The sequence below is a fragment of the Prauserella isguenensis genome (genome assembly GCF_014191605.1).
In the GTDB taxonomy this organism is placed as follows: domain Bacteria; phylum Actinomycetota; class Actinomycetes; order Mycobacteriales; family Pseudonocardiaceae; genus Prauserella; species Prauserella isguenensis.
Genome location: NZ_JACHWU010000003.1, coordinates 1 through 11,685, shown reverse-complemented (window position 1 = coordinate 11,685; position 11,685 = coordinate 1). Strand labels below are relative to the sequence as shown.

Below are 11,685 nucleotides of genomic sequence, written 5' to 3'. Positions count from 1 at the left end.
GGGGGCAGTGGTGTCCGCCGCGGCGGTGCGCGGCGGACACCACTCCGCCCGCGCTCAGTGGCCGTGGCCTGCGGCCGCCGCCGAGCTCGACTTGTGCTTGCTGAGCAGCAGCGAGGTCGCCATCGCGATCAGCCCGATGGTGCCGGCGACCATGAACGCCACGCGCAGGCCGTCGGCGTCCGGACCGGCCGACCCGGTGGTGCTGGCGACCGCGGCGACGGTCACGAACACCGCGGTGCCGAGCGCGCCCGCCACCTGCTGCAACGTGGCCAGGATGGCGCTGCCGTGCGAGCTCAGCTGCTCGCTCAGGGAGCCGAGTGCCTGGGTCATGAGCGGCGTCATCATCAGCGCCAGGCCGATCATCATGATCACGTGGTAGATGACGACGGTCTCGATCGCAGAACCCGGGCCCAACGTCGTGAACAGCCACAGTCCCGCCGCCATCGCGACGGTGCCGGGGATGACCAGCGGGCGCGGACCGACGCGGTCGTAGAGCGAACCGACGGGCCTGCCCAGCAGGCCGAGCGCAAGGCCGCCGGGAAGCACCGCCAGTCCGCTCTCGAACGCCGAGGCGTCGAGCACCGTCTGCAGGTACAGCGGCAGGAGGATCGACGCGACACCCAGCAGGCACATGAACAACAGGCCGGTCAGCGTGAGCGAGACGACGAAGTTCCGCGACTCGAACGGCCGCAGGTCGAGAAGCGCGCGGTCGCGGCGCTGCAGCCTCAGCTGCCGCCACACGAACGCCGACAGCACCGCGAGGCCGACGATGATCGGCAGCCACGGCGGCGGGCCGTGGCCGCCGCCCTCGCCGATCGACGACAGGCCGTAGAGAAGGCCGCCGAAACCGAGCGCGGACAGGATCACCGACAGCACGTCCAGTGGCACGTTCCGCGTCTCACTGCCTAGCTTGAGCCAGCGCGCGCCGATCAGCAGTGCCGCGATCGCCAGGGGCAGCACCAGCCAGAACATCCAGCGCCAGCCGAGACCGGACAGGATCGCGCCGCCGATCGACGGCCCGAGCGCGGGCGCGACCGCGATCACGATGCCGATCGTGCCCATCATCGAACCGCGGCGGTGCTCCGGGATGAGCCGCATGACCGACGTCATCAGCAGCGGGATCATCACGGCCGTGCCGCAAGCCTGCACGACCCGGCCTGCGAGCAGCACGGGAAAACCGGGCGCGAGTGCGGACACCAACGTGCCCGTGCTGAACGCGGTGAGCGAGGCGAGGAACACCTGTCGCGGGGTGAAGCGTTCGAGCAGGAATCCCGTCGTCGGGATGACCACCGCCATCGTCAGCAGGAAGCCACTGGTCACCCACTGCGCGGTCGTCGTCGCGACACCGAGTTCCTGGCTCAGCTGTCGCAGCGCCACGCTCAGGATCGTCTCGTTGAGGATCATGACGAACGCGGACGCCACGAGCATGCCGATCAGCAACAGCGCCTTGGGATCCGTCTCCCGATCCTGCTGCCCGGGCCCCTCCGCCTGGGTGCCGGTCTGGGCAGTGTCGGTCATACGTCCCCCTAGTGAACTGGCGTGCTCGGTGCGCCGGAGCGCGGCGACCCGCCACGGTGTGGCGGGTGTCGTCACCCCGAACGTCCGGCGAGCGGCTCGGCTGCGGCGATGTGCTGCGGCGATGTGCTGCGGCCGTGTGTGCTGCGGCGGTGTGCCGCCGGCCGCCGTCGCGGACCGCTCGCGGTGGTGTACCGGCCGGCCCGTGCGGACGACGCACCTCCGAACGGCCGACACGGCTCGCCGGACGTTGATCCCGAGTCTAGATTGGCACACCGACGGAACCGGTCGCGAACGGGTTTCGACGGCACTTGCGGCCGGTGACGTGTGTCTCAGCGGCGATCACCGCGCCGCCGCGTCCGAGAAGGTCCACAGTGGACGCGATCTCGCCCGGACGGACCTTGTCCGGCCCGCCGTGCGCTGCTAGGAAACGCGCATGAAGCTGACTCGATGGCGAGAAAGTCGACGGGCAACACGCGGTGTCGTCGGCGTGATGGTCGGTGCCCTGCTGGGCGGCGCGATGCTGAGCGGCGTGCCCGCCGGCGCGGCCGACACGCGCGGCCCCGATCGCGCACCGGAGTCGTTCGTGGCGCTGAGTGACGTCGACCCCACGATCCGGCACGACATCCGGTACGTGACGGCGCACAACTTCGTCGGCAGGCCCGTCCGCGGCTACCAGGAGCCGCTGTGCCTGCTGACCCGTGAGACCGCGGAGGCGCTGCGCGAGGTGCAGCGCGCGGCGCTGGCTCGCGGATACACCCTCAAGGTCTACGACTGTTTCCGGCCGCAGCGTTCGGTCGACGACTTCGTCCGCTGGGCCCAGCAGGACGGCAACGACCGGATGCGCGAGGAGTTCTACCCGCGCATCGACAAGTCACGACTGTTCCCGGAGGGCTACATCGCCGAACGGTCCGGGCACAGCAGGGGTAGCACCGTCGACCTGACGCTGGTCGACCTGCCCGCGCCGCCCCAGCGCCCGTACCGGCCGGGCGAACCGCTCACCGCGTGCTTCGCGCCGGAAGGGGAGCGGTTCCCCGACAACTCGGTCGACATGGGCACCGGGTACGACTGCTTCGACGAGCTGGCCGCGACCGAGGCGCCGGAAGTCGACGAACACGTCCGCGAGAACCGGTACCTGCTGCGGGAACTGATGGCCGGCGGCGGCTTCTCGAACTATCCGCTCGAGTGGTGGCACTTCACGCTCGACGATGAGCCGTACCCGGACACCTACTTCGACTTCCCCGTGGCGCGGAGGGCGCTGACCGGCAGCTGAGCACGGGGCCGGCCCCGGTACGCGCCGGGGTCGGCTCGAACACTGTTCGGGGCTAACGGCACGCGGTGCCGTTAGCCCCGAACAGTGTCGCAGCACGTGCGCTCACGGTGTCGGCCACGTGTCGTCGGTGAGAGCGGCGTTGATCCGCCGGACCAGCTCGTCGGCGGGCACCGATGTGTGGAGTACCGCCACGACCGGCTCCGCGGTACCGGACTGCTCCGGTGTCGCGGAGCCGGTCGTGGCCGTCGCCCGAGTGCGCGCCGAGGCGGGCGACTCCTGCGGTGCCGTGGCGTCGGTGTCGGCAGTGGCATGAGCAGAGGTGTCGGTGGTCGTGATCGTGTAGGGCGGATTCGCCTGCCGGACCATCGCGAACGCCCGGTCGGCCAGCCGGTGCGCGTCGACCTCACCTCCGCTGTGCAGCCACTGGCGAAGCACGTGGTTGTGCGCCGCCGCCACGGCCGCGGCGATGATGGGGGCGCGCATGTCGGCGGCCGGATCGCCGGCCGCGTTCAGCCGCTCGCGCAGGAACCGGGTGAACACGCGCTGGTACCGGTCGACGCTCGCGACCTCCTTGTCGCGCAACGACGTCACGGTCCGGGTGAGCTGGTAGCGCTTCAGTGAGACGTCCGGGTCTGCCAGGTACGAGTCGAGCACGAGCCGGACGGCCCGGCACACCGCGTCGACCGGCGCCTCGGCCGCCGGGTCCGACTCGGCGAGGGTGTGTTCGATGTCGGTCAGCAGCTCGTCGTGGTTGGGGAAGATCGAATCTTCCTTCGACCGGAAGTAGCGGAAGAAGGTGCGTCTGCCGACCCCGGCGGCCGCCGCGATGTCGTCGACGGTCGTCGTGTCGTAGCCGTGTGCCAGGAACAGGTCGATCGCGGCGTGGGTGAGTGTCCGCCGGAGCTTGCGCCTGCCCGCGGCGGTGCGGCCGGCACGGGGGCGAGGGGACTCCGACTCCGACGCTCCTGCCGGTACCGCTCCGGCCGGCGGCGACCCGGCGGGAGCGGTACCGGACTGGGACGCGGATCCGGGCGACGGCGAGGACGTGGTCGCGGGCATGGCAGGAAGGTAGCAGAAAACCTCTTGCTAACGGCACTCAGTGCCACTAGCGTGGGCGTGCACGTGGAGCGACGAGGCACCGCAGGAGGACCGCGATGACCCTAGAACTGGACGAGTCCCAGGGCACCCGTCCCGACTACCGCGGCACGTACGGCTGGCCCGTCGAACAGCACGCCGGTGGCCAGCGCCTGATCACCGGTTCCGGGGTCGCCGCCGTCGTCGTGCCGCGCGCGCTGTCCGACACCGTCCTCGCGGACCTTCGGAAACTCGACTGCGCCGGTCCCGCCCTCGCGTTGCCGACCCGGAGGGAACGCGTCACGGTCCTGCTCGCCGAGGCCGACGACTTCGGCACGGCACACCGGCCTCTGCCCGGTGGGGTCCGCGTGCTGCCCGCCGGCTCGGTCGTGCCGCTGCCGGACGGCAGGGACGCATGCGCGGCACGGTGGCTCGTTGCCCCGGACGCGAGCCGGCGCTGGCTGCCCAGCCTCGGCGCGGTGCTCGCGGCCGTCTCCTCGGTACCCGTCGTCGGCCGGCCCGGCGCGGTCGAGCACGGCATACCGCGCGAACTGCTCAGTTGGTGACAGGGCGGGTAGAGTGCCCGCGCCGCCCGCCGGTGCTCCTTTGCCGTGGGCGGTCCGTGTCCACCCCGCGCCGAGCCTGCTGGAGCCTGTGCCGATGACCGTCACCGACCTCGAACTCCGAACCCTCGCCGGTGAACCGGCCACACTGGGCGGGCTCGGTGCGCGCCTGCTGCTGGTCGTCAACGTCGCCTCGAAATGCGGTCTGACCCCGCAGTACAAAGGCCTGGAGCGGCTGTACGAACAGTACGCCGGCCGGGGATTCTCGGTGGCAGGCTTCCCATGCAACCAGTTCATGGGTCAGGAGCCCGGCTCCCCGGAGGAAATCGCCGAGTTCTGCTCGGCCATCTACGGCGTCACGTTCCCGATGTTCGCCAAGATCGACGTCAACGGCGAGCGGCGCCACCCGCTGTACCGTGAGCTGGTCACACTCGCCGACGGCGACGGCGAGGCCGGTGACGTCCAGTGGAACTTCGAGAAGTTCCTCGTCCGCGGGGACGGGACACCGTTGGCGCGGTTCCGTCCGCGCACCGACCCCGAGGCGCCCGAGATCGTCGCGGCGATCGAACGCGCACTCGTGAGCTGAGCGAGCGACACGGACGAGGCCGCCCACCGAGCTCGGTGGGCGGCCTCGTCCGTGTCGCCGGTGCGGCTCTCGCCGACGTCAGATGTCCACGCCCCGGCTGCGCAGCCACGGCAGCGGATCGATCTTGTTGCCGTTCTCGTGGATCTCGAAGTGCAGGTGCGGACCGGTGGACTGGCCGCGGTTGCCCATCGTGGCGATCTGCTCACCCGCTCCGACCTGCTGGCCCACCGACACGGTCGCCTGGTCGATGTGGCCGTACACCGAGACGAGGCCGTCGGAGTGCTGCACGCGCACCCACATGCCGAAGCCGCTCGCGGTCCCGGCGTCGATCACCTCGCCCGGCAGCGTCGAGTGGATCGGCGTGCCGATGCTGTTAGCGATGTCGATCCCGTAGTGGACCGTGCCCCACCGGGCGCCGTAGGTGGAGGTCAGTTCGCCCTCGGCGGGCTTGGCCGCACCTCCCGGTGCGGCGCTCACCTGCGCGGTGGCGGCCGACAGCCGGTCGATCTCGGACTGCGCCTCCTGCTTCTTCGCCTTCGCGGCGCGAAACGCCCGCTGCGCCTCGGCCTTCGCGGTCTCGGCGGCCCGCTCGTTCTGCGACGCCTCGCGCAGCGCGGCGGTGGCCTGTCGCTGGGAGGAACGCCGTTTCTCGAGCGCGGTGCGCATCCGGTCCAGGATGCTGAGCTGGTCGTCACTGATCGCGTTCAGCAGGGACGAACGCTCGAGCATCTCGGTCGTGCTCTCGGCGCCCAGATAGGCCGAGATCGAGCCGATCGTGCTGCCTTGCCGGAAACTCGCGGAGGCGAACCGGTCGACGTCGCCGCGCATGCCGCGCACGCGGGCGGCGGCGGCTTCGGCGGCGCCGCGGGTCTGCTCGGCGCGGGTGCGGGCCTGCTGGGCGGCCCGCTGCGTGCGGTCGTGCTTGCGCTGCGCGTCGCCGTAGCGCTGGTAGGTCTGTGCCAGTGCGGCCTGGGCCTCGCTCAGCTGGCTGCGCGCGGCCTCCAGGTCGCCGGGGGATTCCTGGCCGTGGACCGGGGTGGTCGGGGCGACGACGAGCGCCAGTGTTGCCAGCGCCACGGCCGCCGCCCGGCTGAGCGCGTGGGGCGCACTCATGCGGGGTCTCCAATTGTGTCGGTCGGACGCGCGTGGGGGCGACGCGTCACTCGGGTCGGGGAGAGGACCGAGGATGCGCACCCGGCGGCACGCGGTCCAGCGGCTTTGAGAAACGCCACAACGGTTCGATCACGGACCGGCCTCGATCGCACACAGTCGTATCACCCGGATGGGCGAGATGCGTGGCCGGGTGCCGGTTCAGCGGAGGTGTGCGTCGGCCGCGCCGGTCACGGGTTCGGTGTGTACCGTCGCCGCCGTCAGCCGGGGCACGGCGCCGGTGAGCGCGCGTTCGACGTCGTGGGAGATCGCGTGCGCGGAGGCCACGTCGAGCGTGCCGTCCACGGCCACGTCGAGCTCCGCGCGGAGACTGTGGCCCAGCCAGCGCACGCGCACCTGTCGGACCGCCTCGACTCCGGCGACCGCGGCTGCGGTGCGTTCCACACGCTCGGTGACGTCGGGTTCGACGGCGTCCATGAGCCTGCCCAACACTTCGCGCGCGGCGCCGCGGAGGACGGCGAGGATCGCGACCGTGATGAGCAGGCCGATGATCGGGTCGGCGAGTGGGAACCCGACCATGCTGCCGAAGGCGCCCGCGACGACGGCCAGTGAGGTGAAACCGTCGGTCCTCGCGTGCAGCCCGTCTGCCACGAGGGCGGCGGAACCGATCTCCCTGCCGATGCGGATCCGGTAGCGCGCGACCAGCTCGTTGCCCGCGAACCCGGCCACGCCCGCGATCATCGCCACCCATGCGTGGGACATCGGCTGTGGGTCGAACAACCTACTGACGGACTCGTAGCCGGCCAGCGCCGCCGATGCGGCGATAAGGACGACCACGACCACGCCCGCGAGATCCTCGGCGCGGCCGAAGCCGTACGTGTACCTGCGTGAGGCCGCGCGCCTGCCCAGGACGAACGCGATCGCCAGGGGGATCGAGGTGAGGGCGTCGGCGAAGTTGTGGATGGTGTCGCTCAGCAGCGCCACCGACCCGGTGATCAGCACGAGGCCGAGCTGCACCACGGCGGTGAGCAGCAGCCCCGCGAACGACCACGCGAGTGCGCGCAGGCCTTTCGCGCTCGTTTCGAGAGCGGTGTCGACCCGGTCGGCGGAGTCGTGGCTGTGTGGGGTCACGACATGACGCAGCCGGGCGGCGACACTTCCGCCGTGCCCGTGCCCGTGCCCGTGCCCGTGCCCGTGCCCGTGCCCGTGCCCGTGCTGTCCGTGTCCGGCCGGCCGGTCGTGGTCGTCGGCCCCGGGACCGTCGTCGTGTACGTGCTGATGTGTCACGAACTCACTATCTGCGTACTCACGCAGATAAGCAAGTGCGCAGACAGAAGACATGCCGTAGCGTGTGCCGCATGCACAGTTCCGTGCCCGACTTCGACATGCCGAACGACGAGCAGGTCGACCTGGCCGCGGAGACGTTCCGGCTGCTCGCCGACCCGACGCGGATCAAGGTGCTGTGGGCGTTGCTCCAGGGCGAATCGTCGGTCGCGTGCCTGGCCGAACTCGCCGGTGCCGCGCCGACGGCGGTGAGTCAGCACCTCGCGAAGCTGCGGCTCGCCGGCCTGGTCACGGGGCGGAGGGAAGGCACGTTCGTCTACTACTCCGCCGCCAACAACCACGTGCGCGGGCTGCTCGCGCAGGCGTTGTTCCACGCCGACCACATCGACCGCGACCTGCCGCCCGCGGCCGACCCGGCCGCGGACAACGCGCACCACGCGGTGTCCTGACCACGTCGGTGCCGCGGGGCCGTCAGTGGCCCGACATGCCGCCGTCGACAGCGAGGGTGGAGCCGGTGATGTACGACGAGGCCGGGCCCGCGAGGAAGACGACGGCCGTGTCGAGCTCCCGCTGCACGCCGAGCCTGCCGAGCGTGGAGGTCTGCTGCACGAAGGGCAGCAGTTTGTCCTCGGGGATCTCGGCGGTCATCTCGCTGGCGAAGTAGCCCGGTGCGATGGCGTTGACGCGGATGCCCTTGCGGCCGGACCACTGCTGGGACAGGTCGCGGGTCAGCCCGAGGACGCCCGCTTTGCTGGCGGCGTAGGAGGCCTGTGGGGCGAACGACTTGATCAGGCCGAGCACGCTCGCGATGTTGACGATGCTCGAGCCGGCCTCCATCCGCTTCGCGCAGGCCTGTGCGGCCAGGTACGCGCCGTTCAGATTGATGTCGACGACCCTGCGGAACTCGTCGGGGTCCTCCTTGAGCGCCGGGACGGCGGTGCCGACGCCCGCGTTGTTGATCAGCACGTCGATACGGCCGAACTCGTCGACCGCCGCGGCCGCCATCGCGTCGACACTGGAGGCGTCGGCGACGTCGGTGGCCACGGTGAGCGCGCGCCTGCCGGTCTTCCGTACCCGTTCGGCCGTCTCCGCGAGGCGGTCGGTGCGCCGGGCGGCGAGGACGACGTCGGCGCCCGCCTCCGCGAGTGCGACGGCGAACCCCGCGCCGAGGCCGGAGCTCGCTCCCGTCACCACGGCGACCCTGTCGTCCAGTCGGAACAGATCCAGTACGCCGCTCATGCGATGTCTCCCTTCAGCGCGCGCAGCCCGCCCGCGGCGAGCGGCGCGACGGCCTCCCCGACGTGGTCGAAACCCTCGCCACGTGTCATGCCCTGCCGGTACCGCGCGTGAATGCCCTCGGCCACCACGGCGATCTTGAAGTAACCGAGGCCGAGGTAGAACTCGAACCGGCTCAGGTCGCGTCCGCTCGCGTCGGCGTAGCGCTGCGCCACGGCGCCCGCCGACGGCAGTTTCGCACTGGTCGAGGCCGCGGAGCCGGACAGCACCGGGGCGAACGACGGGTCCGCGTAGACGAGGTAGAGGCCGAGGTCGGCGAGGGGATCGCCGAGGGTCGCCATCTCCCAGTCCACGACGGCGCGCACGCGCCCGGGATCGTCGGGGTCGAGAATCGTGTTGTCGATGCGGTAGTCGCCGTGCACGATCGATGCCCCGCTCTCGGGCGGGCACAGCTCCGCCAGTCGGGCGTGCAGCGCATCGATGTCCGGCAGGTCGCGGGTCCGCACCCGCTGCCACTGGTCGTACCACCGGCGCACCTGCCGCTGGAGATAGCCCGCGGGTTTGCCGAAGTCTCCGAGTCCCACCGTCTCCGGATCGACGGAGTGCAGTGAGGCCAGCACGTCGACGAGTGCGTACCCGCAGCGTTCGATGTCGGCGTCCGGTAGTTCGTGCAGCTGCCGTTCGGTGCGCAACACGGGCCCGTCGACGTACTCGACGAGTGCGAACGGCACGTCCAGCACCGTGTCGTCGTAGGCCACCGCCGGTGCGACGGGCACGTCGGTCCCGGACAGGGCCGCGACGACGCGGTACTCGCGCAGCATGTCGTGCGCGGAGGGGGTGAGGTTGCCGAGCGGTGGCCTGCGCAGCACCCAGCGGTGCGTGCCGTCGGTCAGCAGGAACGTGAGGTTCGACTTGCCGCCCGCGATCAGCTCGGCCTCCAGCGTGCCGCCGAAGCCGGGGACGTGAGCGGCGAAGAACCCGGTGAGTGCGTGCAGGTCGAGACCGTCGGGCGACGATCCCGGCCCGGTGGCCGGCGTCGTGGTCATCGGCGCGCCTCCGTGTCGTGACGGCGCAGCACCCGCCGCGCGATGGACCATCGATGCGTCTCCGAGGGGCCGTCGTAGATGCGGAACGGCCGCACCTCGCGCAGGAACCGGCTCAACAGGACGTCGCCGGACACACCGAGCGATCCGCAGATCTGCAGTGACCGGTCCACGACCCGCCAGATCGCCTCGGCGCAGAACGTCTTCGCCATCGCGGTCGACTGCGCTGCCGACCGCCCCTGGTCGAGTTCCCAGCACGCCTGGGTGATGAGCCCTCGCGAGGCGGCGATGTCGATCTCGTTGTCGGCGATCATCTGCTGCACCATGCCGAGCTCGCCGAGCCGGGAACCGAACGCCTCGCGCTCGGCCGCGCGGGCCACCGCGATGTCCTGCGACCGCCGGGCGATGCCGAGCCAGCGCATGCAGTGCGTCATGCGGGCGGGGCCGAGGCGCACCTGTGCGTACCGGAACCCTTCGTCGACCTCGCCGAGTACCGCGTCGTCGGGCACCCGGCAGTCCTCGAACAGCACCTCCAGGTGCCCGCCGTAGAGGCTTTCGTCGAGCGTGTCGATGTGGCGCACGAGCCGCATGCCGGGGTTGTCCGCGTCGACGAGGAACATCGTGGCGCCCGCTCCGCCGCCGGTGCCGGACGTCCGCGCCATGCAGATCGCGTAGGCCGCGCCGTCGGCGCCGGTGATGAACCACTTGTGCCCGTTGATGCGCCAGCCGCCCTCCTCGCGTTCGGCGACCGTGGCGAGCGCGTTCGGATCGGACCCCGCGCCCGGCGCGGGCTCGGTCATCGCGAAGCACGACCGCACCTCGCCGGTGGCCAGCGGGCGCAGGTAGCGCTCCTGCTGCTCCTCCGTGGCGATCGCCTCGAGCATGTGCATGTTGCCCTCGTCGGGCGCCGCGATGTTGAGCGCGAGCGGACCGAACAGCGAGTAGCCGGCCGCCTCGAACACGGCGGCGCGGCCGCGCATGTCCAGGCCGTGGCCGCCGTACCGGTGGGACACGTGCGGGGCGAACACCCCGGCGTCCTTGGCGGCCCGCTGCAGTTCGGTGCGGACATCCTCGGTGCGGGCGACCCCGCCGTGCCGCTCCTCCAGCGGGATCACGACGTCGCGCACGAACGTCGTCGTGCGTTCGACGAGTTCGGCGACGTCGGGAGTGGGGCTGAGGTCGACGGCCATGGGCGACTCCCGGTTCGGCTAATAGACGTTAGCCGAACTGTAGACGTCCTACCGGATCGGGTGCAAGCAACGTCGGTGCTGGCGATACACACTTGCCGGTACGGCTACGATTGGTTAGCCACACAGACCGGATCGGATCGAGGAGGGGTCGTGGACCGGTTCGACGACATCCGCGCGGCCGCCCTCGAGCTGTTCACCGACCGGGGCTTCCGTGCCACCACGATGGCCGACATCGGCGCCGCCGTCGGCATGCGCGGGCCCAGCCTGTACAAGCACGTCGAGTCCAAACAGGACCTGCTGGCGCGCATCATGACCACGACGATGGAGGCGCTGCTGGCGGGATACCGCACCGCGGTGGCGAGTTCCGACGACCCGGTGGAACGGTTGCGCCGGGCGACCGAGGCGCACGTGCGCTACCACGCGAGGCACCGGCTCGAGGCGTTCGTCGGCAACCGCGAGATCCGTAGCCTCGTCGACCCCCATCGCGCCCGCGTGCTCGCGTTGCGCGCCGAGTACGAACACGCTTTCCGGTGCCTGGTCGCCGACGGAGTGGCGGCCGGGGTGTTCCACGTCGACTCCGTGCGGCTCGCCTCCTACGCCGTGCTCGACCTCGGCATGGGCGTGTCGGCGTGGTACCGCGAGGACGGCGAGCTCGCCGAGGACGCGGTGGTCTGGCAGTACAGCACGTTCGCGCTGCGCCTGGTCGGCCACGTGGGCTAGGAGCTGTTTAAGAACGGGCCCTGGTGTGGGGATGTGGGGAGGTCTCCGGTAGATGGATCAACGACCAAGAAGATCAACATCTATCCGGAGA

At 71.0% G+C, this 11,685-nt stretch carries 12 protein-coding genes; 5 read left to right on the top strand and 7 right to left on the bottom strand.

The features are described from left to right. Positions 1–54: 54 nt before the first annotated feature. Positions 55–1,518 (bottom strand): MDR family MFS transporter, encoded by a 1,464-nt coding sequence (locus FHS23_RS12800; protein WP_183654007.1) that lies wholly within the window; start codon positions 1,516–1,518, stop codon positions 55–57. Between the two features lie 490 nt (positions 1,519–2,008). Between FHS23_RS12800 and FHS23_RS12795 the strand changes: the two genes are divergently transcribed. Continuing rightward, positions 2,009–2,788 (top strand): M15 family metallopeptidase, encoded by a 780-nt coding sequence (locus tag FHS23_RS12795; RefSeq protein ID WP_246382215.1) that lies wholly within the window; start codon positions 2,009–2,011, stop codon positions 2,786–2,788. Between the two features lie 102 nt (positions 2,789–2,890). On the opposite strand, the gene FHS23_RS12790 is transcribed toward FHS23_RS12795, so the two are convergent. Next, on the bottom strand, positions 2,891–3,847 hold the full coding sequence (locus tag FHS23_RS12790) for a TetR family transcriptional regulator (RefSeq protein ID WP_183654000.1): 957 nt from the start codon (positions 3,845–3,847) through the stop codon (positions 2,891–2,893). Positions 3,848–3,942: 95 nt separating this feature from the next. Here FHS23_RS12790 and FHS23_RS12785 point away from each other — a divergent pair, with 95 nt between their 5' ends. Together FHS23_RS12785 and FHS23_RS12780 are read left to right on the top strand one after the other, a co-directional pair. Further along, positions 3,943–4,428 (top strand): hypothetical protein, encoded by a 486-nt coding sequence (locus FHS23_RS12785; protein WP_183653997.1) that lies wholly within the window; start codon positions 3,943–3,945, stop codon positions 4,426–4,428. A gap of 94 nt (positions 4,429–4,522) precedes the next feature. Continuing rightward, entirely contained in the window at positions 4,523–5,011 is a 489-nt protein-coding gene (locus tag FHS23_RS12780; protein ID WP_183653994.1) for a glutathione peroxidase, read from the top strand. Between the two features lie 78 nt (positions 5,012–5,089). Here FHS23_RS12780 and FHS23_RS12775 read toward each other — a convergent pair whose 3' ends face one another. Then, complete coding sequence (locus FHS23_RS12775) at positions 5,090–6,124, bottom strand: M23 family metallopeptidase (RefSeq protein WP_246382149.1); 1,035 nt, start codon at positions 6,122–6,124, stop codon at positions 5,090–5,092. A 198-nt stretch (positions 6,125–6,322) separates the two neighbouring features. Further along, positions 6,323–7,252 carry a cation diffusion facilitator family transporter gene (locus FHS23_RS12770; protein WP_343053877.1) on the bottom strand — a complete coding sequence of 310 codons (930 nt, stop codon included), beginning with the start codon at positions 7,250–7,252 and terminating at the stop codon, positions 6,323–6,325. 227 nt (positions 7,253–7,479) lie between these two features. Here FHS23_RS12770 and FHS23_RS12765 point away from each other — a divergent pair, with 227 nt between their 5' ends. Continuing rightward, positions 7,480–7,854: an ArsR/SmtB family transcription factor gene (locus FHS23_RS12765; RefSeq protein ID WP_183653987.1), complete on the top strand. Its 375-nt coding sequence runs from the start codon at positions 7,480–7,482 to the stop codon at positions 7,852–7,854. A 22-nt stretch (positions 7,855–7,876) separates the two neighbouring features. On the opposite strand, the gene FHS23_RS12760 is transcribed toward FHS23_RS12765, so the two are convergent. From FHS23_RS12760 to FHS23_RS12750, 3 genes are read right to left on the bottom strand one after another with little or no spacing between them, the layout of a single operon-like run. Continuing rightward, positions 7,877–8,644: an SDR family NAD(P)-dependent oxidoreductase gene (locus FHS23_RS12760; protein WP_183653984.1), complete on the bottom strand. Its 768-nt coding sequence runs from the start codon at positions 8,642–8,644 to the stop codon at positions 7,877–7,879. Further along, positions 8,641–9,687 carry a phosphotransferase family protein gene (locus FHS23_RS12755; RefSeq protein ID WP_183653980.1) on the bottom strand — a complete coding sequence of 349 codons (1,047 nt, stop codon included), beginning with the start codon at positions 9,685–9,687 and terminating at the stop codon, positions 8,641–8,643. The genes FHS23_RS12760 and FHS23_RS12755 overlap by 4 nt, the downstream gene beginning before the upstream one ends. Beyond that, the gene (locus tag FHS23_RS12750) at positions 9,684–10,874 is read right to left on the bottom strand and encodes an acyl-CoA dehydrogenase family protein (protein ID WP_183653977.1); all 1,191 of its coding nucleotides are present in this window, start codon (positions 10,872–10,874) and stop codon (positions 9,684–9,686) included. The genes FHS23_RS12755 and FHS23_RS12750 overlap by 4 nt, the downstream gene beginning before the upstream one ends. 150 nt (positions 10,875–11,024) lie before the next feature. On the opposite strand from FHS23_RS12750, the gene FHS23_RS12745 reads away from it, so the two are divergent. Continuing rightward, positions 11,025–11,594 carry a TetR-type transcription factor C-terminal domain-containing protein gene (locus FHS23_RS12745; RefSeq protein ID WP_183653974.1) on the top strand — a complete coding sequence of 190 codons (570 nt, stop codon included), beginning with the start codon at positions 11,025–11,027 and terminating at the stop codon, positions 11,592–11,594. Positions 11,595–11,685 lie beyond the last annotated feature (91 nt).